This is a genomic window from Belliella baltica DSM 15883 (assembly GCF_000265405.1).
In the GTDB taxonomy this organism is placed as follows: Bacteria; Bacteroidota; Bacteroidia; order Cytophagales; family Cyclobacteriaceae; genus Belliella; species Belliella baltica.
Map to the genome: position 1 here is coordinate 2,802,566 of NC_018010.1, position 25,385 is coordinate 2,827,950.

Annotated in this window: 15 protein-coding genes; 8 read left to right on the top strand and 7 right to left on the bottom strand. The window is 35.9% G+C overall.

What is annotated here, in order from left to right; translation table 11 throughout:
* Nucleotide 1 precedes the first annotated feature (1 nt).
* From BELBA_RS12780 to nrfH, 3 genes are read right to left on the bottom strand one after another with little or no spacing between them, the layout of a single operon-like run.
* Nucleotides 2-1,315 (bottom strand): alginate export family protein, encoded by a 1,314-nt coding sequence (locus tag BELBA_RS12780; RefSeq protein ID WP_041779363.1) that lies wholly within the window; start codon nt 1,313-1,315, stop codon nt 2-4.
* A gap of 18 nt (nt 1,316-1,333) precedes the next feature.
* Nucleotides 1,334-2,824: an ammonia-forming cytochrome c nitrite reductase gene (gene nrfA, locus BELBA_RS12785; RefSeq protein ID WP_014773108.1), complete on the bottom strand. Its 1,491-nt coding sequence runs from the start codon at nt 2,822-2,824 to the stop codon at nt 1,334-1,336.
* An 8-nt stretch (nt 2,825-2,832) separates the two neighbouring features.
* Nucleotides 2,833-3,480, bottom strand: a complete 648-nt coding sequence (gene nrfH / locus BELBA_RS12790) for a cytochrome c nitrite reductase small subunit (RefSeq protein ID WP_014773109.1) — start codon at nt 3,478-3,480, stop codon at nt 2,833-2,835.
* 218 nt (nt 3,481-3,698) lie between these two features.
* Between nrfH and BELBA_RS12795 the strand changes: the two genes are divergently transcribed.
* Together BELBA_RS12795 and BELBA_RS19105 are read left to right on the top strand one after the other, a co-directional pair.
* On the top strand, nt 3,699-4,748 hold the full coding sequence (locus tag BELBA_RS12795; RefSeq protein WP_014773111.1) for a sensor histidine kinase: 1,050 nt from the start codon (nt 3,699-3,701) through the stop codon (nt 4,746-4,748).
* A gap of 176 nt (nt 4,749-4,924) precedes the next feature.
* Entirely contained in the window at nt 4,925-8,044 is a 3,120-nt protein-coding gene (locus BELBA_RS19105; protein ID WP_014773112.1) for a PAS domain-containing protein, read from the top strand.
* Between the two features lie 358 nt (nt 8,045-8,402).
* Here the strand turns inward: BELBA_RS19105 and BELBA_RS12805 are convergent, their stop codons facing one another.
* Nucleotides 8,403-10,505, bottom strand: coding sequence for a M28 family peptidase (locus tag BELBA_RS12805; RefSeq protein WP_014773113.1), 2,103 nt, complete (start codon nt 10,503-10,505; stop codon nt 8,403-8,405).
* 98 nt (nt 10,506-10,603) lie between these two features.
* Here BELBA_RS12805 and BELBA_RS12810 point away from each other — a divergent pair, with 98 nt between their 5' ends.
* Together BELBA_RS12810 and BELBA_RS12815 are read left to right on the top strand one after the other, a co-directional pair.
* Entirely contained in the window at nt 10,604-11,695 is a 1,092-nt protein-coding gene (locus BELBA_RS12810; protein ID WP_014773114.1) for a 6-phosphofructokinase, read from the top strand.
* Nucleotides 11,696-11,754: 59 nt separating this feature from the next.
* Entirely contained in the window at nt 11,755-14,916 is a 3,162-nt protein-coding gene (locus BELBA_RS12815) for an AsmA-like C-terminal region-containing protein (RefSeq protein ID WP_014773115.1), read from the top strand.
* A gap of 42 nt (nt 14,917-14,958) precedes the next feature.
* Here the strand turns inward: BELBA_RS12815 and BELBA_RS12820 are convergent, their stop codons facing one another.
* From BELBA_RS12820 to BELBA_RS12830, 3 genes are all read right to left on the bottom strand, one after another.
* On the bottom strand, nt 14,959-15,993 hold the full coding sequence (locus BELBA_RS12820; RefSeq protein WP_014773116.1) for an alpha/beta hydrolase: 1,035 nt from the start codon (nt 15,991-15,993) through the stop codon (nt 14,959-14,961).
* A gap of 4 nt (nt 15,994-15,997) precedes the next feature.
* Nucleotides 15,998-16,663 (bottom strand): Crp/Fnr family transcriptional regulator, encoded by a 666-nt coding sequence (locus tag BELBA_RS12825; protein WP_041779364.1) that lies wholly within the window; start codon nt 16,661-16,663, stop codon nt 15,998-16,000.
* 130 nt (nt 16,664-16,793) lie between these two features.
* A complete protein-coding gene (locus tag BELBA_RS12830) occupies nt 16,794-20,039 on the bottom strand; it encodes a TonB-dependent receptor (protein ID WP_014773118.1) in 3,246 nt (1,081 codons plus the stop codon).
* A 212-nt stretch (nt 20,040-20,251) separates the two neighbouring features.
* On the opposite strand from BELBA_RS12830, the gene BELBA_RS12835 reads away from it, so the two are divergent.
* The 4 genes from BELBA_RS12835 to BELBA_RS12850 are packed head-to-tail and all read left to right on the top strand — an operon-like array spanning nt 20,252 to nt 25,372.
* The gene (locus tag BELBA_RS12835) at nt 20,252-20,932 is read left to right on the top strand and encodes a TetR/AcrR family transcriptional regulator (RefSeq protein ID WP_014773119.1); all 681 of its coding nucleotides are present in this window, start codon (nt 20,252-20,254) and stop codon (nt 20,930-20,932) included.
* The gene (locus tag BELBA_RS12840) at nt 20,922-22,622 is read left to right on the top strand and encodes a peptidase domain-containing ABC transporter (RefSeq protein WP_014773120.1); all 1,701 of its coding nucleotides are present in this window, start codon (nt 20,922-20,924) and stop codon (nt 22,620-22,622) included. Before BELBA_RS12835 ends, BELBA_RS12840 begins: the two co-directional genes overlap by 11 nt.
* A gap of 12 nt (nt 22,623-22,634) precedes the next feature.
* Nucleotides 22,635-23,987, top strand: coding sequence for an HlyD family secretion protein (locus BELBA_RS12845; RefSeq protein ID WP_014773121.1), 1,353 nt, complete (start codon nt 22,635-22,637; stop codon nt 23,985-23,987).
* Entirely contained in the window at nt 23,987-25,372 is a 1,386-nt protein-coding gene (locus BELBA_RS12850; protein WP_014773122.1) for a TolC family protein, read from the top strand. The genes BELBA_RS12845 and BELBA_RS12850 overlap by 1 nt, the downstream gene beginning before the upstream one ends.
* Nucleotides 25,373-25,385 lie beyond the last annotated feature (13 nt).

Here is a 25,385-nt window from a genome sequence, read left to right on the forward strand (position 1 = left end):
CTTAGAGTAAAATCCCTATAAATCGATTTTTCATTGTAGGCCTAAAGATTAACATCAAGTAGGACCAATTTTGGGTGTTTTTTAAAGTGCCTCTGTTTTGCAAACTTTGGAAAGTATCTGAGTAGAGGAAATGACTATAGCCCCCTTGGAGCGAAATAGCCGAATTGAAAATGTATCCAAAAGAAAGATCCAATTCAGTTCCCAGATTCTTGTCCAGTTGCGAAATTCCTTGAATCACATTTTTATGTGTTAAAAAGCGATGAATGTCACCTTGGAGAAAGAATTTAGGGTTGAAGTCATACCTTCCTTTGATGTAATAATCTTGTAAGCCAACATTGTTTTCATGCGCACCACCAACATAGAAAAGATCCATATAGCCATTAAAAAGATGATTAGTCCCGTAAAGAGGAGAGAAGGAGTTGTTTTCCAGAGTTCCAGTATTGGATGTACCGCTTAAAACTTCTAATCCAGCGACGAATCTAAATTTTTTGCCTGTTTCGGAATCTATATCAAACTGCTGAGTGACTTGTGCCGAAAGATCGAAGGCATTCACATTTCTCCCAAAATTATCTACACCAAGTTGGTAATAGTAAAAGCCACTTAAGGAGGTATTGCCCTTTTGGTATTTCAAGGTTGGAATACCAACGGTCTGTCTGTAATTGATTCCTTCATCGGTGATTGTTCCAGCTTGATTCCTGACAGCAAACTGCCTCCCATCATTCCAAAAGAGGAGAGAGAAGTTAAGCGCTCCAAATTTATTTTCATAGCGAATCATTTGCGCTGCTTTGTAATTATTGTTCATGTCATAGAAGACACCTGCGAGTCGTTGTTCACTTTGGTTATAGCCACCTCCAAAATGCAGTTTCATGTCTTCTTTTTCATATTTGACCAAAGCAAAATCGTGCGCCCTCGCTTGCAATTCCCAATCTAGGTTTCCTAGAAATCTGAAATTATCATAGTTCAATTCTTGGCGGCCGAGTTTGATTTTCCAATTTTCTCCAATATTGGTTTCCAGCCAAGCTTCATGGACAGAAAGGAAATTATCAGTTGCTTTCACTTGTGGTGTATTTCCCCAAGTCCGAATGTCTTGAATCGACATATAAAAGTTGATGTTTTCCATCTTGTAGCTAGCCTGTAGTCTTGCTCTGTGGGCGATGAATTTTGCAGGAACTTCATTTTCCAAAATAGGTCTATTGAATCCGTTTCGGAATTCACCTCTTTGAATAAATTGCCCATCTAAATTAAATTGGGCAAATGTAGGATTAAAAGAAAGGGCCATGAAAATGGCCCCTCCTAAAAGCATTAACTTTCTCATTGTGCTGAGTCTGATAGGTTATTTACTACTGATGACTTTTACTTCTTTTTTCGCTTCTCTAGCTTTGCCATCTTTGATCCACTGAGGGACTACTTGTTCTAAGAAGGTTTCTTTCGCCGCTTTTTCTGCTGGTATATCTAGCCCTATGTAGGCTTGAAGTATTTTTTTATCAAAGGTGGGCATGTCAACAGGTTTGTTGTGACCAAGATCAGCAAGAAGTCTTGCAAGTTTTATTCTGGTTTCTTGGGCTATGCCTGTAGCAGAGGTGACTATTCTACTGGTTTCCAAAGGAGCGTGAAAAGCTGCTCCGTGAGATGCTACTGCATAATCCCATCTCCATTGAGAATGACGAATTCCTAGAAGAATATCTTTCATTTGAGATTCTGTGGCTCCTAATTCCCAAGCTTTTGCAGCTTCTACATGTGCCATTGCCAAAAGCTTTTGTAGTTTGGAGGTTCCTTCTTTGATTTTTCTTTGTCTATCATAGACATCTGTCATAAGATCACTTTCTTTCTCCCTGTGACATACGAAACAAGAGTTTTCGACATTACTCAAAGGAGAACCAATGTGGTGATCTGTGAATTTTTGACCACCTTCAGTTTTGTACGGCATGTGACAGTCTGCACAAGAAACGCCCCTTTTAGCATGCACACCTAGCGTGAAAAGTTCGTAGTCTGGATGCTGTGCTTTTAGCATTCTAGCCTTAGATAGAGGGTGAACCCAATCTGCAAAATCTATATTATCAAAATAAGCTTCTACAGATTCTACATCCATTCCATCTTTCCAAGGAAATGTAAGGTATTGAGCATTTTCTTTTCCAGGTTTAGTTTTGTCAAAGTAATATTCCACATGGCATTGCGCACAGACTAAAGAGCGCATTTCTTGATGTGATGCTTGATTGATATCTTTTCCCATTGCCTCATAGGCTTCTATCAAAGCGGGACGGGTGATGGTTAGATTCATAGTTTCTGGATTGTGGCAATCAGCACAACCAATAGGATTGATCACTTCTTTTCCGAAATCAGAGAGTTTTTGACTGTAATATTCGGTTACCCCCAATTCACTCATTAACCTAGGAACATCGGGACTTTTACAGGTCCAGCATGTACTTGGCATGACACCATCTCCAGCTTCCATGGGAGAGCCAATTCGGAGAGAGTTTTGAACATCAGTGACAGCATACGCGTGTCCACGAGGTTGATTGTAATCTTTACTGAAAGCATATCCTGCCCAAAGAATAACCAATTCCGGCTGCTCGTCTAATACATCAAGGAATCCAGATGTATTGTACATACTGCTGAATGTGGTGTCTTGGGTTTTCATGTAAGATTGATATTGTCTTGGGTAGTTGAGTCCCCAGATAGAATCTCGAGGTTCTATCCCATCTATGCTGACTTTTGCCTGATAGGCAAATCTTGCCTCAGTTTTTCTATCCATGATCGTATAGGCGAGCATGGCGAGTAAAAAGACTGATAAAGCTGTAAGGCCGAAAAGAATCCAATTTTTCATAGTTGTGGTTATTTGATTGAGGCTTGATTTTCTTTTTTATCCATTGACTCTTTGAGCCATTTGGGAATCACACTGATATCTGCAGGTGCATGTGCTTTTATGGGTTCTATCTGATGACCAACAGCAGAGAGACTCTTTGTTCTTCCATGCGGAACTTCTCTGTGACATTCCCAACAGATTCTATCAGTTCTTTTAGCGTGATGATCATCCACAAAAGAAGCCATTTTCGCATCTGTGACTTGTGGCTCGTGACATCTGATACAATTACTTTGGATCACTGCAATAGAAGGTTCTAGTGCTTTGATTACTTCAGGTTCAGCGCGTATGGTAAATATGGAGGCATGATAGAGTCCATCTTTGGCTTTGAAAAAATACTTATTGAAGACATTATTATGGGGTACATGGCAATCATTGCAATGGGCAACTTCTCTATGAGAACTATTCGTCCAAGTGATATACTGTGGAGTCATGATGTGGCAATTGACACATGCCTGAGGATCATCCGATAGATAAGATACTGCATTACTGATTCTTAAGACATAGATGCCAAGTCCAAAAATTATAGCAACCAATACGGTAGCATAAGGTCTCCATTTTCTTGGAGGGACAAGACTATATCTAAAAAGAAATTTTTTGAAACTTTGAAATTTCGACATAGTGCGGGTTGAGTTGATGGTTTAAAGTTAATATCACATTTGCCATTCGTTTATGACAAAAATCATGTATGTGACAAAAGTTACAAAAAAATTAATGAATAGTGAAATTATAAATATCAAGTTCTTTGTAGTTTATAAACTATTCTATCACAGAATATCAATATTTCCTGATATATTGGAACTCAATAATCGGATTGAATTTTATAAATTTTATTTACATGAATAATATTCTTAAAAGTTTCTATTCACTGCCTGGTCTGAAGCGCAGTTATGCGTTAAAGTTTTTTGTAATCACTTTTCTCGGAATTCATATTCCATTGATTGGTTTGTCTATTTTCTTATTAGTCCTCCCGAATGAAATTGAATCTTTAACCATATTTTGGATTGTATTGGGTTTTACCTTGTTAGGAACTGCTTTGACTTTATATATTTTGAATTATCTAATCAAACCAATTCAAAAGGCTGATCAGGCTTTGTTGCAATATATTTCTGACCGTAAAATCCCTAAATTGAGTATAGAAGGAGAAGACGAGTTGGTCAGATTGCTTCAAAGTATGGAAAAGACAATTTTGCGAACTGAAGAATTGATAGATCAAAAAAATGATTTGATTTATTTGTTATCACATGATTTAAGAGCACCTATAGTAAAAGCTAGAGGTGTTTTTGAATTATTGAAGACAGAAACTGATAGAGAATTTGTAGAAGATATTTCTAACCAATTGGCTACTGAGATGAATGCTCAGCTAGATTTGATTGAGAGTTTACTTAGATTATTACAGGATGAACACAATAGTCGTGAGATTCCAAGAATTGATATGGAGGATTTTCAAGCTGTTTTAGATGAGGTATTAAAAAGTAGTCAAAATCAAATAGAGGAGAAAAATTTGAAAGTTGAGGTTTCAATAAATGGAAATTCACAAATTCTGGCTGAAAAAGTTTTGGTGAGACAATTGATTTTAAATTTATTGTCAAACGCTATTAAATTTAGCAAGGATGGAGGTTCTATAAAGTTAGAAGGTAATGGAAAAATCAATTCATTTTTATTTCAAGTAAAAGATGAAGGTATTGGGTTTGATCCAAGATTGACGAGTCGGTTTTTTCAAAAATTTTCTTCCTATCAAAAAGAAGGGACTAATGGAGAAAAATCCACAGGATTAGGATTATACATTAGCAGAAAGATAGCTGAACGCTATGGAGCAAAGCTTTCTGCTTACAGCCCTGGAGAAGATAAAGGAGCTGTTTTTGAAGTAGAGTTTCCATCTAAATAATGATGATAAATCTAGTCTTAAAGATTAGCTGTAAATTTTTACGTATTTAGATAAACTTTTTTGTTACAATGACTTATCTAATTGTTTGTATTGGTTAAAAACACTACCTTTCTGTTAATAAGGTTTATTTAGATCAAGCTTTATTCACCCAATTTCAAAGCATAGCCTAAAACGCAATGGGAGATCTTAAAATATTTTTAGATTTTGTCAATGCGACAACGAGTCCTGCTGCTATAATTAAAGCAGAAGGAGATCAATTGATAGTAATTTCCTCTAATCAATCCCTCAAAGATTTTCTTCATGAGCGGGAGATTGAGGGAGAGAATATTCTCTCTATCTATCAAAAAGTTATTCATGCACAGCACCATCAAAAAATTGATGAACTTCAAAAATTTTTCTTACAATCACTCAAAAGTCAAAAAGAGTTATCGCTTAAATTAGAAGATGTTGCACTCGAGTCACTTTTAAATCAAAATCCAATTGTGAACTTGGAGATTAGTAACACTCCAATCAAATCTGATGATGGTGCTAGGTATTTCATGCACTTCGTAAAAGATAATACAGAGTTGAAATTACTTCAAGACCAACTTAAGGCTCAAAAGATTTTGATGAATCAGGCAGAACAGATTTCTGGATTCGGAACTTGGGAGTTAGATGTGAGCACAAATAAAATTACCTGGAGTGAAGGTGTTTACCTGATTTGTGGATATGTACCCAACTCTTTTGAAGTAACATTCGAAAAAGGTCTTGGTGTCATTCATCCAGAAGATCAACCAGCAGCTATCGAAGCGATGCAGCAAACTTTGACTACAGGAAAAGAATATAAAATTCAAAAACGATTTTTATTAGATGATGGTACGGTAAAACAAATTTTGTCAAGAGGAACCTTGATAAAGGATATCGATGGTAAGCCAGTCAAATTAATAGGTGTTTTTCAAGATATTTCGGATCAAATTGAGGCCGAGAAAAAAGTGCAGGATACTTTGAATAATTTCCAAGCACTCGTCGAAAATGTGGATGGCATCATGTGGGAAGCAGATGCCAAGACTTTTGAATTTAATTTTGTAAGTCCTCAGGTTGAGCAAATGTTGGGCTATAGTGCACAAGAATGGCTTTCTGAAGATCAATTTTGGATCAATCATATTCATCCAGACGACAGAAGCCAAGCTTATACCTACTGTAAAAAAATGGTTGATCTAGGTCAGAATCATATTTTTGAATATCGATTTAAGAAAAAGTCAGGGGAGTATATTCTTCTTCAGGATAGGGTGTCAGTACAAACAAAGCTTGGTAAACCGGATAGATTAAAGGGGGTTTTAGTTGATATCAATGATAAATATTTCCAACAAAAGATTGAGCATTTGGAAAGAGAGGTCATGGAGAAAAGTATGGAAGGGGAAGTGACGCTCAAAGAAGTATTAGGTCTTTTGATGTTCAAACTTGAGGATGTCTTTCCAGACTTGAAATCTTCGATGTTGAGAGTGGATCAAGGTAGGGTTTTTAATCTTGTATCACCTTCTTTACCCACCGCGTTTATTGAAGCTATAGAAGGAGAACCAATCGGAGAAGATGCTGGGTCTTGTGGAACAGCTGCCTTTACAAAAAAAGAAGTAATTGTGTCTGATATTCCAACCGACAAAAGGTGGTTAAAATATAGAGGAATTGCAGCAAAATTCGGATTTCAATCTTGTTGGTCTAGGCCAGTTTTTAATAAAAAAGGGGAGGTTGTTGCGACTTTTGCAAATTATTTTTCAGAATCTAGAACACCCAGACCTATTGAGAAAGTCGCAATTGAAAGGGCAAGTAGGTTAGCTTCTATTATTTTGGAACATTTTTCAGATTTGGAACAAATTAAACATGCGAATGAACTTAATACTTTCATAAATAAAGCTACAAATGAAGCTATTTATGAATGGGATATGGTCAATGATAAGGTTTATTGGGGGGAGAGTTTTGAGCGGTTTTTTGGCTATGTTCATCAAGGGGATTTTACTGCTGAAGATTGGAGGAAGATGATGCATCCTGAAGATGTTGAAGACTCTACAAGAAAGCTCGAAGAATTTTTTATAGATGCAGAGAAGTTTAAAATTGCTGAAGAGCATAGGCTTATTAAGAAGGATGGAACAGTGATTTTTGCCGAAGTCATTGGGTTTTTGATAAGAGATAAGGAAAATCTTCCTAAAAAATTAATCGGTGTAATCAGAGATATTACAGAGACAAGAGAGTTGAGAAAATTGCTTGAGTCAGCTTCTCAAATGGCAAAAATTGGAGGATGGGAATTGGATGTCAGAAATATGGAACTGTATTGGTCTCGAATGACCAAACAAATCCATGGAATACCTGATGATCTAGAAATAGATTTAGAAAAATCAATCAATTTCTATCGTGAAGATTTTAGAGAAAAAGTAAAATCGCTTGTAAATGATTGTATTAAAAAGGGGAACCCCTTTGATTTTGAATTCCCAATTACCACTTATCAAGGTCAAGAAAAATGGGTTAGAGCTATGGGGCAAGCTGAATTTTTTCATGGAGCATGCATAAAAATTTACGGAAGTTTTCAAGATATCCACGCAAGAAAATTAGCAGAAAGGCAAATCGAACAACATTTGCAAGACCTTGCAAAGTCTAATGCAGAGTTAGAACAATTTGCATACGTAGCTTCCCACGATTTACAAGAGCCATTGAGAATGGTCACTAGCTTTTTAGCATTAATTGAAAAGAGATATGATCCTCTGCTGGATGAAAAAGGTAAAACTTACATTTCTTATGCAATGGATGGTGCAGTGAGAATGCGTAAAATTATTTTGGATTTACTGGAGTTTTCAAGAGTTGGAAGAACCAAAGAATCAAAGAAATCTGTAGATCTCAATGAAATAGTTCAGAATGTCATGAAAATGCAAAAGCAAGCAATAGAAGAGAGTAATACAAAGATTTACTTTAAGAGTTTGCCGCAAGTCAATTCGTATCATTTAGAGATGGAACAGGTTTTTCAAAATATAATAGGAAATGCGATTAAATATAGAAAGGCTGATTTAGATCCTATAATTGAAATTAAGGCCGAAAGTTTATCGAATTTTTGGAAAATTTCAATAAAGGATAATGGAATAGGAATAGATAAAGAATATTTCGAAAAGGTATTTGTTCTTTTTCAAAGGTTACATTCAAAGGAAGAGTATTCTGGAACTGGAATCGGTCTTGCTATTGTGAAGAAAATAATCAATAGCCTCGGTGGTGAGATATGGTTAGAATCTGAAATTGGTGTAGGAAGTACCTTTTACATCACCATACCCAAATAAAAAAAGCCTGCTGATTTTCTAGAAAAGTCTAGCAGGCTTTCTAAATTTGAATTAGTTTTTTTTTACTTTTTTAAGGCGTGCTGAAAAACGCCCTTTGTAAAGTTAGTTGTGTTACTTTGAATAAATTGTCTGTTTATTGAATGTAAGGTTTATCAGCAATTGCATGCTTTTCAAGTTGAATTAAACTATTTCCCATGCTCTTGGAAATTTCAATATTCGAAATTTTGGGTTAGTCTCAGGTGTATCCTTTTCTGCATTGGTCTCATTTAAAGGATAAGCATCATCTTGATTCGTCCTCTTTGAACTTGCATACCGATAGGAAAGGCTTGCATCCCTGAGACTTTTTAGCAAGCCTTATCTATAGTTTTTCTAATAAAGTTTTGATTTTTTTATTCAAATCGAGAATTGTATTTGCATATCTCTCGTCCCATTCTTGTAATCTTTCTGATGACTTCAATTCAATTTCATATTGGATTCCTGGCAGAATCCAAGAAGCATAACCGCTAAATGGATCATTGGAGGCATAGAGAGATCTATACCAAGAGCCAAAATACATGCCTTTGGTGTCTAAAAATGATTTTTCAAGACTTCGCAAATCTTCATTGATTGCTTTCAGAGACTTAGAATCTATGGTTGAATTTTCGAGTTTATTTGCCATACTCTTGTCTAGCGTATTTGAACTTATTTTTAAGAGACCAATTGCTTCGTTTGATTTAGAAAACCCATCAAATCTTGGATTAAATTTTTTCACTTGAGCTACTGCATTCGAAAAATGGCCTTCTAGGTCTCTTGCATAGCGGCTTGTTTGATAAGGAATAACCTCTGCATTGGCAAGACGCAAACTGATAATCCCAACTAGCTGTTCTACTGCTCCACCCATTTTGAAAGTTGGGTCAGCAAATTTTTCATAAAAGTGTAAATTGTCATAATTCGTATGGTAAAGTGTTGGACCGCTAGCTCCGCCACTCATAGATGGAATTCCGGCATGCATATAGAATGCAATATGGTCAGAACCACCTCCAAGATTCCCGATTGCTGGTTCAGGTTGGTTTTTAGCCCAAACTTCAAAAACTGTCTTAGCAGAATCAGGAAAACTTACTGTTTTGGCTGATTCCATGATGATATTCTTCAAAGTAGGAGAGGATGAAGCTCCAAAATTTCTTCCAGAAACAGCAGCATCCAAATTGATGTAGGCCACGGCTTTTGCTTGTAATTCCTCACGGTAATGTTCAACCCATTCGGTGGAACCAATTACTCCATGTTCTTCTGCATCCCAATGTGCAATTAGGATGGATCTTTTTGGACTTTTACCTTCTTTGGCTAATTGACCTAACGTTTCACTTAAGCTTAATAGCATAGAAGTACCACTATTAGGATCTGTGGAGCCAAATGACCAAGCATCAAAGTGACACCCTAAAATCACCCATTCATCTGGATTTTCACTTCCTATGAGTGTTCCTACTACATTATTAGCTCGAACATAGTCTCTTTTTTGATCTACTTTTACTCTGACGAGAAGCTCATTTCCGCCTTCCAAACGGTACGTAAAAGGCAATCCACCTTGCCATCCACTTGGAACGGGTTTCCCTTTCATTAAAACCATAATTTCTTTGGCAGAACCATAAGGAATAGGTGTAACAGGAATGCTGTGTAAGCCTACGCTTTGAGGGTCAAGACGCTTGATTTTTTCTTTTCCATCCAAGGGTAAAGCTGGTTCAAATGGAGTCAGTGCATCACCCGTCCAGTCTACTGTTAGCAAAGAACCTCTTTGAATGGATGTTTCACTGTAATAGATTCCTTCTGGATATGTCAATCCTCTTTTGTATCCTGAGTCCTCTGGATCAGTATAAATTAGCAAACCGATTGCCCCAGCTTCTTCTGCAAATTTTGCTTTGAATCCTCTGAAGTTGCCACCATATCTTGCTAAAACAACTTTTCCTTTGACATCAACGCCCATTGCTTTCAATTTTTCAAAATCTGCTTTTGTGCCATAATTGGCATAAACTACCTCTGCGGTCACATCCCCACTTCCAGAAAAAGCATTCCAACCTTTCCATAAATCAGGGTGATCAGAATAGGGGTCTTCATTTTCAATATTTTCTTGCTGATTCAATGGCTGTCTAAAAGGTCTGACTATTTCAACCAAGGATTCCCCTGGTTCTTTGGAGAGATAGACATCATAAGGATGCACTTTGACATCCCAGCCTGCATCTTTCATGGTTTTTACGATGTAGTCTTTTACCTTATCATTGGCTTCCGAACCTGCTGGATGTGGTTCTGAAGTGATTGCAGTCAAGTGTTTTTTAAATCTTGAAAAGTCCACCGCATTCAAAAAATCCTTTTCTATAGCCATTTGTCTGGGTTGAGAAGACTTTTGAAAACCGTCTAATTGCTGTGCTTGAAGGCCAAGCATGAGGCTTGCACAGATAAATAAATTGAGTAAGAGTAATTTTTTCTTCATCATTATTTTGTTTGGATCGTAAGTAAACAAATATATCTATCCTATCTTTAAGGTTAGTTAATTAATTGTTTGATCGGAAAATAATAAATATAAAGGATATGAAAAAATTACTTGTTTGTACTGGAGGTGGAGATTGTCCAGGGTTGAATGCTGTGATTAGAGGGATTTTTAAAACTGCAAAAAAGTCAAAGGAATGGGAGGTTTATGGTAGCATAGAAGCTTTTAATGGTGTCATGGCTGATCCTATCCAAATCATCAAGCTAACGAAGTCAAAAGTAGGGGGGATTCATGTGAAAGGCGGGACTATTTTGAAGACTACAAATAAAGGAAACCCCCTGCAATTTCCTGTTCAAGATGATAATGGAAATATAGTATTTGAAGATAGAACTGATGCATTGGCCGCAAAAATAAAAGCTTTAGGCTTTGACGCGGTAGTTAACATTGGAGGAGATGGATCTCAAAAAATTTCAAAAGCCCTTTTTGATTTAGGGGTTCCGATCATTGGTGTGCCAAAGACAATTGATAATGACCTTTCAGCAACTGACACCACTTTTGGATTTCAAACAGCCGTGCAAATAGCTTCAGATAGTTTTGATAAGTTAGTGACAACTGCGGAAAGTCATCATCGAGTGATGATTATGGAAGTGATGGGTCGTGATGCTGGATGGATTGCTTTACATACGGCGATTTCGGGTGGAGCAGAAATCTGTCTAATTCCTGAGATTCCTTATGATATCCAAAAAGTGAAAGAAAAAATAGATAGCAGATATGAAAAAGGGAGAGGATTTGTCAACATTGTGATCGCAGAAGGAGCAAAAGCCAAAGGCGGACAAGTATTTGGTTCAGAAAGAGAAAATGTCTCTGAACATCTTCGACTAGGCGGGGTAGCTTTTCAGCTTTCTCAAGAATTGAAACTAGCTGGCTGCAAACCTGAAATCCGTGAAACAGTTTTAGGTCATATTCAAAGAGGAGGAACTCCAGTGAGTTATGATAGAGTTTTGGCAACCATGTTTGGCGTAAAAGCCTTTGATCTTGTTCAAAATGCTCAATTTGGCCAAATGGTTTCTTTCAAAAATAATGATTATTGTTCAGTGAGTTTAGAAGAAGCAGTTCGTGATTATAATGTGGTGGATCCTGAAGGCTTTTTAATAAAAGGAGCAAAAGCAATGGGGATGTCATTTGGTGATTAATGAAAACTCATCTGATTTTATTTAGTTTTGTTTTTTAAAAATTGGAATCAATTTTATCTATGTCCAAAAAAAGATTAAAATATCTAGCCTTATTAATATTCGTACCAATATTAATTTTTGTAGTGTCTCTGCTCTTGGTTTTTAGTAAGCAAAAAGCCATTACTCAAAATGCTATTGCAAAGATAAACGAAGAGTTTATTGGTGTTCTTACAATCAAAGATTCAAACATTTCACCTTTTGCAAATTTCCCATATATCTCAATTGATTTGAAAGATATCAAATTTTATGAATCCAAATCGATGGATTCTAAGCCGATATATGAAGCAGATGATTTTTATTTAGGATTTAATATTTGGGATATACTTTATGGGAATTATAACGTCAAAAAGCTAAAGGTCAATAATGGTCATCTCGACTTGGTTCAATACGAAAATGGTGATATAAATTTGCTAATTGCAAAAGGATTTGGTGAAGACTCGACCAAAGAGGATGAAACATCAGATTTTAAATTTGAGTTAGCTAATTTGGAATTAAATACTTTTGACATAACCTATTCAGAGTTAGCAAGTGGAAGAGATTTAGTTTTTCATATAGATCAATTGAACACTGCGATTAAATTCAGTAATAAGCATATTTTTTTAGATGTGATTTCAGACTTGATTTTTGATTTGGATCAAGATGGTGAAAACACTTTTTTTGCTGATAAAAAAGTTTATTTAGACTTAGAATTGGACTATTTTGATCAAGAAAAACTATTGAAAATTTCCCCTTCAAAAGTAAAATTGGAAGAGGCTATTTTAGCATTATCTGGACAAGTGGTCAATTTAGAAGAGGGGGTTGATTTGGATCTTAAATTCAATGGAGAGAAGCCTGATTTTAATATTTTTGCTGCCTTTATGCCCAAGGAGGTTGGAGAAGTACTCCAAAGGTATAAGAATGAAGGTGAGGTGTATTTTTTAGGTTCAGTAAGAGGAGAGACAGGCGCTGGAAAAAGTCCCGCAATTGCTGTCGAATTTGGTGCTGATAATGCTTATTTTTTGAATACAGGAATTCAAAAAAAAGTGGATGAATTAAGATTTTCAGGTTTCTATACCAATGGATCAGATAGGAATTTGAAAACCTCAGAAATTCAATTACAACAGTTTCATGCAAAGCCTCAAGAAGGAATATTCCAAGGACAGTTCACCATTAGAGATTTTGAGGATCCTTTTATCAAAATCAATTTAAATGCTGATTTAGATTTAGGCTTTTTGGGAGAATTTTTTGAAATAGAAGGTTTGCAGGGAATTCAGGGACAAGTTGTCTTGGATATGGATTTCGATGAATTGATTGATATGGATATGACTACTTCTTCTATAAGTGGTGTGGAAAATAGTCTTCAGACTGAGTTATTTTTGAAAAATCTAAGCTTAGAAATTCCCGGATACGATCTCCCTATAACTTCTGCAAATGCTTATGCTTATATGAAAGAAGGTCAAGTTATCCTAGATTCCTTGAGTTTTATGATAGGGGAGTCTGATTTTTCATTTTCGGGAGAGCTGAGCAATTTTCCAGTACTCTTACATGGAAATGATTTGCCAATTGTTGCTAAGATTAATTCAAAGTCTAAGTTTTTGAATTTAAAAGAGTTATTGTACTCTGATTCAAGTGAAACTAAAATTGAAGAGGAGATATCTGACTTTCAAATAGACTTAGCCTTTGAGACAACTGGAGCAGAGCTTTATGAATTTAAATATTTACCAAAAGGGGAGTTTTTTGTTGAAAATTTCTACGCTAAGTTGAAAAATTACCCACATACTTTTCATGATTTTCATGCTGATATTTTTATTCATGAAGAGTTTTTAGAAGTCAAAGATTTCAAAGGAGAACTTGATGAAAGCGATTTTTTATTTACAGGAAAAATCCACAATTATGAAAAGTGGTTTCAGGAAAAAAAAGTTGGCGATAGCACATTTGAATTCAATCTCAAGTCAAATACTTTGAAACTGCAAAATTTGCTGAGTTTCAAAGGTGTGAATTATTTGCCAGAAGATTACAGTAACGAAGTCTTTTCAGATCTTAACTTAATAGGGAAAGTTGATCTACATTATCAAGGAGAATTCAAGTCAGCTGACTTTTATTTAGAAGATTTAGATGGGAAAATGAAAATTCATCCACTAAAATTGAAAGATTTTGGAGGAAGGGTTCATTATGAAAATGACTATTTGACCATGGAAAATTTTAAAGGCAGAATGGGTGTTTCGGATTTTAATGTTGATTTAGGATATTTTTTAGGTAAAACTGACTCAATTAGAAAATTTAAACCTAAGAAAAATCATTTAAGAATCCAGTCTAATATGCTTGATTTAGATGCTTTGATGGGTTTTGAGGGGATTGAGAAGGAAACTAATCATCAAGATTCCTTTAATATTTTCCAATTACCCTTTTCAGAAATGGATTTCTCGGCTGAGATTAAGAAAATGAATTATCATACTGTTTGGCTTGAAAATATTAATTCAAAAATAAGAACTACCAGAGATCACTATTTGTATGTAGATACGCTTGGGTTTGGGATAGCAGACGGTGCGCTTTCGGTAGAGGGATATTTTAATGGTTCAAATCCTGAAGAAATATATTTCAGCAGTGAAATGACAGCTAATAAATTGGATTTAGATAAGCTATTAATCAAGTTTGAAAACTTTGGGCAAGATTATTTAGTCAATGAAAACTTGCATGGAAAAGTCAGTGGAATGATTAAAAGTAAATTTTTAGTTTATCCTGATCTCACTCCAATTATTGAGAAATCTGAAGCAGAAATGGATTTGACTGTCTATCAAGGGAGTTTGGTGAATTTTGCGCCTTTGAATGCACTTTCGAGTTATTTTTCTGATCGAAACTTAAATAATGTCCGTTTTGATACGCTGAGTAATACCTTTGAACTTAAAGGTGGAGTACTGAATATTCCAAAGATGAATATCAATTCAAGCTTAGGGTTTATAGAGCTTTCAGGCTCTCAAAGCTTAGATTTGAATATGGACTATTTTATAAGAGTTCCCCTTGCTATGGTAACTCAAGTAGGGTTCAGATCACTTTTTGGAGGAAAAAATCAAAATGAAGTCGATCCAGACCAAGAAGATGCGATTGTCTTTAGAAATGAAGATAAAAGAATCAGGTTTGTAAATATCAATATGAAAGGCACACCTGACGACTATAAAATCAGTCTAAAACGTGACAAAAATTAGAATTTATAGCGGTTAACTTTATTGGAATTCAATCAGTGCTTTTTATGGAAGTATTTCATTATCAGATAAAGAATCTGTTTTATTAAGTAAAGGTAATTTCTCTAAAAATTCAATGGTACTTTTCAACACACCTTTCCAGTCTTTGGAGGTGATATCTGATGCAATGACGTGATCTCCAGATTCAGGGAATGGATTTTTATATTTTTGATCTGCTGGTGTACTTACTTTTTCATACATATCAAGCATTTTAGGTACAGATACCACAAAATCTTGTTCTTTTTCATTTTTATAAAAATAACCTAAAAATAGCGGTTGAGTAATTTTTTGAAAAGTAGAATCATTCATTGTGCTTTTGATCAGAACTGCTAAACTTTCGTAACTATTGACATGATATTGTTCTGACCAATATTTTGCCTTTTCGCCCTCTCTTTTCATTGTTCGTGTACCATTTTCTAGCATGAAGTTTTCAAAGATAAATTTCCTCCAAGGTTGGAAAAATTGTTCAAGCATATCACCATTCACTCCGACAGCTGGGGAGTAAAGTACCAATGCTTTCATATCCGATCTTTCTGATGCTAGATTTATAGACAAAGCTCCACCCATCGATGTTCCAACAACAATCACACTATCACCAAGGCTTTTCCCAATCATATATGCTTCTCTTGCACCATTCATCAGCTTTGGTGCATTCAAGTGTTTCATAGCATCAACTCTATCAATACCATGTTCAGGAAGACGCGCCAAGAATAAATTTGCTCCAAAATACTCAGCTAATTTGCGATTCACAGGATTGCCTTCCATTTCACTTGCTCCAAAACCATGGATGTACACAATGCTGTAAGGAGTCTTTTCTTTGTTCAAAGGGTCTGCCCAAATAATTTTTGCTTCATTTCCTGGTTTGAGACCTTTGACAGTGTCTTCTTTTTGGAATACATAGTTTTCCAAATCAACAGGTGTTGTCGGGATCTCTGGGTATTTTCCAGCCAAGTTTTGAACTGAGGCTTTGGGGCCAAGCATATAAAAAACAGCCAAAACTATCGCTATGGCCATGATGATTGGAAGTATTCTTTTTAGCATTGTACTATTTCTTTGTTTTCTTGAGACCACTTAGGTATTTCACTTTCTTTTCTTCAAAGATAGTTTTTTCAATCTTTATTTCTTTTCTATTGTATTGAATGATTCCATCACGCTTGAGCTCATTTAGGCAAGCTGTGATGTTTTGCCTACAATTTCTCAATATGTTTGACAACTCATCATGGGTAAAAAAATTGGGCATTGAATAATATGCATCAGAAGCTTTTCCAAAAATCAAACAAAAGTCAAAAAGTAAGTAAAATACCCGCTCATGCAGCTCCAAATCATAGTTTCTTACTTTTTGTTGGTGTATCCTTTTGAGCCTTTCATTGTAAAATTTCATTTGTATTTCGGGAAGAAATTCTTTTTGGATTGATGAAAGATGGTCTAATGGGAGAAAAAATATCTTGGAATACTTAAGTCCTTCAAGGTAGAAATTGTCCCGTGATTGGTAATTTCCATTTTGTACCAGAAATATCTCCCCTTGAAATACAAGATCCGTGTTTATTTTTAGTCCTTTTTCATTGATTCCATATATTTTCGCTATTCCTTCTTGTACATAAGCTAGGCCTTCACTGATTTCCTTATCAGGATTGAGATGAATGAGGTTGATTTCGTTTCCACACTCTTTAATAGAATCGACAATTAGATGTAATTTTAATTTCTCTGGCATAAACTTGGGTGAATTCCCGAATTTAGGATTCAAATATTACTTCAAAGTTACCCAGATGTGATTTTATTTAATTTTAAAAAAAGACCTGTGAGTTTTCGCAGGTCTTTTTAGAATTATAAAGCAGAAGAAATTAGAATGTATATCTCAAACCCAACTGAACTTGGTATGGTGCATTTGCTTTTACTGTTTCACCAAAGGTTGGGTTGACTCTATAAGCGTACTGTGGCCTACCTTGTCCGGTAGCTATTGGATCCAAACCAAGTGACTGAAGTAAGATTTGATTGCTACCTGGTACTGTAGAAGCACCACCCCAATCACTGTTCAACAAATTGGTGAAGTTGAATACCTCTGCAATGAATTCAACATTGCTTTTGCCAAGTCCAGGGATTACATTATTGTCAAGTCTATAAGTGAATCGAACATCGACATTGTGCCAAAATGGATTGTAAATTTCGTTTCTCGGAGCTACTTCACCCAGATTGTCTATCAATAATTCCCGAGCAATATTGTCAGGATTGCTCAATACGACATCCATTCCATCTGCTATCAATGTCTCGAATGGTGTTATGTTTGGCGTATTCCTGATTGTTTCAGGGTTGAAGATAAAGGCTCTTTTGTTTGCGTTGATCAATAGACCGGCACCGTCTCCGACTATATCACCAAAAACCAATGGAGACCAAGGTGTTCCAGACTGACCAACATATCTTGCTGAGATAGTCATGTTTTTAAATGTTGGTGAAGATCCAAACAATACTATTTTGTGCCTAAAATCAGTATTTGCTCCACCTCTGTTGTTTTGAAGGTCTCTTGGGTCGTCAAAGATTGCTGTAGTCACAGATGTTCTTGCAATACAGCAGTTGTATGAATTGTTGTCTTCTGTTCGGTTTATTGTAAATGAACCAGTGATCGAACCTCCTTTAGGGAAAATGTATCCAGATTCAAATATGATTCCTCTTTGCCAAATATCTGAATCACCATTCAATTCCAAGACTCTACCCAAATTTGGATTTGCATTTACCACCGAAGGATTGATAGGGTACACTACTACTCCAGGAGATGTCAAATTTACATTTGTAATCTGACTTGGGTCTGCATAAACACCTCTGTTTCCTTCATTTTGAAGTCTAAATGCAAACTCATTTCTCAAATTCAAATCTTGATATCTGTAGTTATTTACAGTTCTTGCAAAATATGCATTAGCTCCAAAGTAAAACTCATTGGTAAGGAATCTTCTGTATGCTACATTCCCTTTCCAAGTGTAAGGAGCCTCGAAATTTTCTCCAATCAAATTGATGTATGGAGATCTGCCTTGGCCACCAGCCGGTACACCCGGTACGGATGAAGGGTCTTGAATGTAGCTTGGAAAATTAGGTGTTGGAACAGCAGCTCCAGTTAGAAGCAAATCGGTTAACTGGGTCCCTGTTTGCAAAATATTACTCAATTGAGCCCAATGGACAATGCTTGCAGAATATCCACCAAAGCCCAATTTCAAGACATTTTTCTGATCTTCATTGAAGTCATAAGTAAAAGCCAATCTAGGTTGGAAATTATTGTAATCTTTGGCAACTACATCAGTCCGTCTTCCCAGCTCAGCTTCTATCAAAGGATTGTATTCTGGGGTAGTCATGAAAACTGTAGCATCCCATCTAACTCCCAAAGAGCCACTAAGCTTATTGGTAAAATTCAATTCTGCTTGTGCAAATGCTGAAAGTTCCAGTGCAGTTTGTTGAAGTTTTGGCGTATATCTACCATCAGGATTATTTGGCACTAATCTGCTATATTGAAATGGTGTCCTTGCTTCCAAATCATCCAAACTACCAAATTGGAACAAACCACCTTGTTCGTTGGTATTAAGAGTATTGGTAAATGTGATTAGATTATCTGTACCAAATGTCCAGAAAACTTTTCCAGTTTGTAAATACGTTGTGTTCACCAGTTGAATTTGCTTTTCTCCTTGCTCTTCTGGTGCAATTCTATTGCCTCCAAATTGAAATTGTCTAAAGAGCCTGGTTCCATCTTCTTGAAAAGACTCAATTCCAACAAAACCTCTAGGAGCAAAGGATCTTGCTACAAAATCCCTTTGGGCTCTGAGATATTGAACCTTTAGTTCATTTGTCAATTTTGGGGAAAAAGTAGAACGAAGTGCCAATTGGCTATTTAATCCAAAAATTTCCAAATCTCCCCTTGAATCTGCAAGCGTAGTTTGATCACCACCAACGACGAACTCATTTCCTCCCCAGAAGATGTTGTTTCTGAAAGTTAACTTGTGGATTTTGTTGATCTGCCAGTCAAGCTTTGCAAAGATCGTTCTGTTTGTCGGTTTTCTGTTGAATAAGCCTGTTTGTTGTCTATTTGGATCTAGACCATATTGCTCTTCAAGGATATTGATAAATCTATCGAGGTTTTGCTGAGTAATTTGTTCCAGTCTTTCAGTCTGAGCATCTCTTACATCAATAATGGCAATCGGTTCACTTCTGTCTTCAAAGTCAAGTGCAGTAAAGAAGTGCAGTTTATCCTTGATGATCGGGCCACCAAGGGAAAAACCATATTGATTGATATTAAAATCATTGATGGGTCTTCCAATATAATCTTCGCTTGCGGTGAGTGCTTGGTTTCTATTATAGAAAAATGCAGACCCTGTTAGTTCATTGGTACCTGATTTTGTTACCACATTGATAGCGCCGCCACCTTGACGACCTTCTCTTACGCTATATTCATTGGTAGTGATTTCGTATTCGCGAATAGCTTCCATAGAAACAGTATATTGGGAAATCAATCCGCCATTCATCATAAACCTTTGGTTACCACCATCAAGGGTGATGGAAGTAGAGCTTTCTCTTGTACCACCAATTGCTAAAGATCCTGCAGGTGCGGTAGTCGGAGCCAAATTTGCCAAGTCTTGAAAGCTTCTTCCGCTTGTAGGAAGGTTTTTGATTTCGTTTAGTCCTAACCTTGTTGCTCCACCTATTGGGGATACTCTGTTTGGAGCATAATCAGCGGCAGTTACTGTGATTGTTTCTAGCTGATTGTCCCCATCCCGAAGATCAAAATCTACTTTGACTTGATCTCCTAGATTGAGCATGTATCCTTGTTTGACTACATTGCCTTCACCCACGAATGAAGCTCCTATAGTGTAAGGTCCACCAAGTGGTACTTGATTGATTTGGAACCTTCCTTCAAGGTTGGTTACCGCTCCAGTAGAGAAACCAGTGGATTCATTTTTCAAAATCACATTGGCACCTGGCAATGTTTCGCCAGATGCATTTCTGACGATTCCGTAAATCGATGCAGAAGCATTCTGAGCTACTGCATGATTTTGGTTTCCTGATGAAAAGATCAGTAAACTAATCAATGTCAAGAGTAATATTTTTTTCATTTTTTGGTGTAGTTAAGTTTTTCAATAAATAAAGCTAAGCAGCCCCACAGCTCTTAAATTGTCGTAATACGACATTTCTACATTATTAATCTAATCTTAACTTTAAGGATATTTTCCCTTCATATTTTTTTGTTTGTAATACAAACAAAAAAGCTATAATTCTAAACTTTTTTATTTTTGAGTTCGTTAAGGTTATGTTTTTAGAATAAATTATGGAAAAAATCCTTAAAAACTTGCGGGTAGATATCAATGAAAATATCTATTTGAAAGATCCATTTAGTTCTGATTTAGGGAAGGAGATTGTCAATTATAGTCTTCACTTGATACCGGAGCTTGGATTGGAGCATTTTACTTTCAAAAAACTTTCACTCAAAATTGGTTGTACAGAGACGGCAGTTTATCGGTATTTTGAGAATAAACATAAATTGATGTTATTCCTTACGCTTTGGTATTGGGGTTTTTTAGAGCAGAATTTAGTTTTAAGTTCCCTCAATGTAAAAGATCCAAAAGAACGTCTGATGTTAGCAATCAAAATATTGGTTCAAGGACCTATTTACAAAGTAAATAATTATATAGATCCCATTTGCTTAAAAAGGGTTTTGGTTGATGAATCCACTAAAGCCTATCTTACTAAGGAGGTTGATGAAGATTATAAAAATGGCTTTTTTAATCTTTACAATAGATTTGGTGAAAGGATAGCTGAAATTATTTTAGAAATAAATCCAAATTACGAATACCCTAAAACACTTGTTTCTACCATTATGGAATCAAGTTTATTACAATCTTATTATTCGGAGCATATTCCAAGTCTTACCGAAATTCATCCTTTGGATAACAAAAGGGTGGATTTTTTTCAACAACTGGTCTTTAAAGCAATAGAAAATGAAAATTGACTTAGCACTTACTCCTATAAGGAGATTCGCTAGATTTCTCAATGAAGAACGTAAAGAGGTGTATGCCATTTATTTTTATACAATCTTAAATGGACTAGTTTCATTGAGTTTGCCTTTGGGTATTCAAGCTATATTAAATTTTATCTTAGGTGGTCGTATAAGTACTTCGTGGATCCTACTTGTAGTCGTAGTTGGGGCTGGGATTTCTTTTGGAGGCTTTTTACAGATCAGTCAGCTGTATCTGACTGAGAAGCTTCAGCAGAGAATTTTCACCAAAGCAGGTTTTGGATTTGCATATAGATTGCCAAGATTAAAATTAGATTCACTCCAAGATAAGCACACGCCTGATTTAGTGAATAGGTTTTTTGATGCGATAAATCTTCAGAAAGGCATGGCAAAAATCCTGATTGATTTCTCCGCAGCATCAATTCAAGTGTTCTTTGGCTTGGTTTTGCTAGCTTTTTATCATCCATTTTTTATCATTTTTGGATTCATTTTGATCTCTTTGTTAATTTTAATCTTCTATTTCACGAGTCCTAAAGGAATGGAGACATCTTTGGATGAATCTACTTCTAAATATAAGGTAGCATATTGGTTAGAAGAAATAGGAAGGACAATGGCCACTTTCAAATTAGCTGGCACTTCCAAACTTCCTTTCATGCGGGTTGATAAATTGTTAGAATCTTATGTTGATTTTAGAAATAAACATTTCGCAATTTTAATTTTTCAATATAAAATTCTAATTGCTTTTAAGGTCTTAATTGTTTGTTCATTGCTTGTTGCGGGTAGTTTATTACTGATCAATAACGAAATCAGTATTGGACAATTTGTGGCTGCAGAAATTATTATCGTATTAGTTGTCAATTCTGTTGAAAAGCTCATTTTAACATTGGAGACTGTATATGATACATTGACTGCTACTGAAAAAATTGGTCAAATTTTGGACTTGCCTGTAGAAAGGCAAGAAGGGACGGACAAGTCTCTCACAGAAGAATTCAAAGGATTGGAATTCAAAGTAAAAAATGTAACCTATCAATCCAGAGACACCCAATTCAACATATTGGATAATGTATCACTTGACTTGAAGACGGGCGATAAAGTAATATTAACTGGTACAAGTGGCAGTGGAAAAAGTACTTTGATGTATTTGTTGGCAGGACTATATTCTGATTACAAAGGGAAAATCTTAGTAAATGGTCTTCCAATTGAAACGATGAATTTGGATAAGTTTAGAAGTTTTATTGGAGATAGCTTGACACATCAATCGATTTTTCATGGTACGATCTATGAAAATATTACTTTGGGAAAAGAAGTAGCTATTCAACAGATCAGAGATATCATAGAACTAGTAGGTCTGAAAGAGTATATCTATGCACTCAAAGATGATATTGATACTGGATTGATGCCTGAAGGCAAAGGTTTGAGTAAAAAAATAATTAGTAAAATTATCATGGCAAGGTGTCTTGCAGGCAACCCAAAAGCACTCATTTTAGAAGATTTGTTTAGTTACTTTGATAATACCGTCAAGGAGAGAGTAGCGAAATATATTCTTGAGGGTCCTTGGACTACAGTGATGGTTTCAGACGATATTTCGCTTTTGAAAAAAGCACCACGAATCATAGAATTGAGTAATGGTAAAGTAGCCTTTGATGGTCCTAGTGAAGCATATTTTGAATATAAAAATCTTTAATCTTAAGGAGCAATGTTAAATATTTCAAAAAATAATATTGAGAAAGGTGTTTCTTTCGACGGCTTCAAGAGTTTTTCAATGACAAAGCCTACCGATGAAAGCAAACAAAGAATCAGAGTCCTACTTTGGTTTCTACTGGGAATGGTTCTTTTTATCTTTCTTCCCTGGACCCAAAACGTAAGGTCTAATGGCTACGTAACTGCTCTTAGACCTGATCAAAGACCGCAGACAGTTCATTCTGTTTTGGCTGGTAGAATTGAAAAATGGTATGTTTCTGAAGGTGATTATGTTACTAAAGGGGATACAATATTACTTATATCTGAAGTTAAAGACGAGTATTTTGATCCACAGCTCTTGGAGAGAACCAAGCTTCAAGTAGATGCAAAGGTACTATCTGCAAAGTCTTATGAGCAAAAAGTTCTCGCTCAAGAAATTCAAGTGGATGCCCTAAAGTCAAACAATACACTGAGAAAAGAACAAGCTACCAATAGGCTCAGAATGGCCGAATTGAAAGTCCAATCAGATAGCATCCGTTTCGAACAGTCTAAGGTCAACTTTCAAGTAGGTCAACAGCAATTGGATCGAGCGGAGAAGTTATATCAAGATGGATTGAGATCTTTGACAGATTTTGAAACCAGAAAATTAAGATTTCAAGAAGTACAAGCAGGATTGATTGCAGCTGAGAACAACTTGCTTAGTTCTCAAAATGAATTACTTGCAGCACGAATAGAATTGAATGCGATTGACAATGATTTTAGAGATAGAATGGCGAAAGCTGAATCTGAAAAATATTCTGCTTTATCAGCACAGTATGATGCTGAAGCGACTGCTACAAAATTGAAAAATCAGTTTACGAATTATGAATTTAGAACTGGCTACAGGCATATTTTAGCTCCACAAGATGGTTACATCACTAAAGCAATTCAAGTCGGAATAGGAGAGACGATCAAAGAAGGTGCTGAAATCATTAGTATTTTGCCTGCTGATGCACAATTGGCGGTAGAAATGTATGTGGAGCCTGTTGATTTACCTCTATTGAGACCAGGGAATAAAGTTCGCTTTATTTTCGATGGTTGGCCTGCTATTGTTTTCTCAGGATGGCCACAATTCTCCAATGGTACATTTGGAGGAAAAGTAAAAGCTATAGATAATTTTGCTGGAGAAAATAACAAATATCGAGTAATAGTAGTAGAAGACCCTGAGGAAGATCCTTGGCCCTATGCTTTGAAGATAGGATCAGGAGCAGATGGTATTGCCTTATTAAATGACGTTCCTATATGGTATGAAATATGGCGACAACTCAATGGGTTCCCTGCGGATTATTACACTAGAAAAGAAAAAAAAGCAAATAAAGATAAATTATAATGAAGTATTTGATTCTGGTTTGCTTTGGGTTTTTAATTGCTTTACCTACTCTAGGTCAGGAGGTTTTACGCTACGAGCAGTTTCTAGATTGGGTGAAGTATTATCATCCTATAGCCAAACAAGCTGATATTAATAAACAGTTTGGAGAACAAGAAATGAGAATTGCTAGAGGTGGGTTTGATCCTTTACTTTATGGTAATTATGACAATAAACAGTTTAGCGATACTGAATATTATGACAAGAGAGAGGGGGGAATAGTGATTCCCACTATGGCAGGTGTCGAATTAAAAGGTGTATTTGAACAAAACTCTGGAACTTACCTCAATCCAGAGCGAACTGTACCCAACAATGGACTGATTGCTGCCGGAGCATCGGTCAATCTCGGTCAGGGTTTGTTTATTGATAAAAGAAGAGCGGCCTTAAGGCAAGCTGAGATATATTTAAATGTCACACAAACAGAAAGACAGCAAATTCTCAATGATCTTTATGTAGATGCTTCAGAGGCTTATTGGTTTTGGTCCTCTACTTACCAAAACATGAAGATTTTGGAAGAAAGCGTCGAGTTAGCAGAGGTTAGATTCGAAGCTGTCAAAACAAGTTTTATTCAAGGAGATTTACCAGCAATTGATACTATTGAAGCCTATACTCAAGTGATGAATAGGATGTATAGATTTCAATCTGCCCAAATTGATTACTTTAAGGCAGCTCAAAATTTAGAAACATTTCTTTGGGATGAAGATGATAATCCTATGAACATAGCGATGACTACTTTTCCTCAAAATGTTCTCGATGATATTACACTCGATTATGATCAAGCAACACTCAGAAGTTTGATTGCAGAACATCCATTGTTGAGGTTAACGGATTATGAGCTAGCTTCCTTGGAAGTAGAAAGAAGATGGAAAGCTGAGCAGCTCAAACCAGTTGTGAAGGTAAATTATAATTTTCTGACGGAGACGGTAGGGCAATTTAATGAGTCTCCATTTTTTGAAAATAATTACAAATGGGGATTTACAATTCAAACTCCTCTTCTTTTAAGAAAAGAAAGAGGTGGACTAGGCTTGACCAAAGCAAAAATTGATTTTAAGCAAAATGATCGGGATTTGAAATTTCTCCAACTTAGAACAAAGCTTGAGGCAGAGATTAATAAGTTTCAAACACTTCAGCAGCAACTAGCAGTCTATAATGCAAATATCCTTGGTCTAGAGCGATTATTAGAAGGAGAGCAGACAAGATTTAATATTGGAGAAAGTTCTTTATTCTTGATCAATGCGCGTGAAGTTAGTGTATTAGATGGGAGGTTGATTCTCAATGATCTGGCAGCCAAGAGGAAAGTTGCTTATGTTCAAATGCTAAATGCAGCTGGATTGGGATTTGATGAATAAAAAGGAGATTTGA

Excerpts from the sequence above, each read along its gene's own strand:
- BELBA_RS12780 (WP_041779363.1), bottom strand. The coding sequence starts at position 1,315 with ATGAGAAAGTTAATGCTTTTAGGAGGGGCCATTTTCATGGCCCTTTCT.
- nrfA (WP_014773108.1), bottom strand. The coding sequence starts at position 2,824 with ATGAAAAATTGGATTCTTTTCGGCCTTACAGCTTTATCAGTCTTTTTA.
- nrfH (WP_014773109.1), bottom strand. The coding sequence starts at position 3,480 with ATGTCGAAATTTCAAAGTTTCAAAAAATTTCTTTTTAGATATAGTCTT.
- BELBA_RS12795 (WP_014773111.1), top strand. The coding sequence starts at position 3,699 with ATGAATAATATTCTTAAAAGTTTCTATTCACTGCCTGGTCTGAAGCGC.
- BELBA_RS19105 (WP_014773112.1), top strand. The coding sequence starts at position 4,925 with ATGGGAGATCTTAAAATATTTTTAGATTTTGTCAATGCGACAACGAGT.
- BELBA_RS12805 (WP_014773113.1), bottom strand. The coding sequence starts at position 10,505 with ATGAAGAAAAAATTACTCTTACTCAATTTATTTATCTGTGCAAGCCTC.
- BELBA_RS12810 (WP_014773114.1), top strand. The coding sequence starts at position 10,604 with ATGAAAAAATTACTTGTTTGTACTGGAGGTGGAGATTGTCCAGGGTTG.
- BELBA_RS12815 (WP_014773115.1), top strand. The coding sequence starts at position 11,755 with ATGTCCAAAAAAAGATTAAAATATCTAGCCTTATTAATATTCGTACCA.
- BELBA_RS12820 (WP_014773116.1), bottom strand. The coding sequence starts at position 15,993 with ATGCTAAAAAGAATACTTCCAATCATCATGGCCATAGCGATAGTTTTG.
- BELBA_RS12825 (WP_041779364.1), bottom strand. The coding sequence starts at position 16,663 with ATGCCAGAGAAATTAAAATTACATCTAATTGTCGATTCTATTAAAGAG.
- BELBA_RS12830 (WP_014773118.1), bottom strand. The coding sequence starts at position 20,039 with ATGAAAAAAATATTACTCTTGACATTGATTAGTTTACTGATCTTTTCA.
- BELBA_RS12835 (WP_014773119.1), top strand. The coding sequence starts at position 20,252 with ATGGAAAAAATCCTTAAAAACTTGCGGGTAGATATCAATGAAAATATC.
- BELBA_RS12840 (WP_014773120.1), top strand. The coding sequence starts at position 20,922 with ATGAAAATTGACTTAGCACTTACTCCTATAAGGAGATTCGCTAGATTT.
- BELBA_RS12845 (WP_014773121.1), top strand. The coding sequence starts at position 22,635 with ATGTTAAATATTTCAAAAAATAATATTGAGAAAGGTGTTTCTTTCGAC.
- BELBA_RS12850 (WP_014773122.1), top strand. The coding sequence starts at position 23,987 with ATGAAGTATTTGATTCTGGTTTGCTTTGGGTTTTTAATTGCTTTACCT.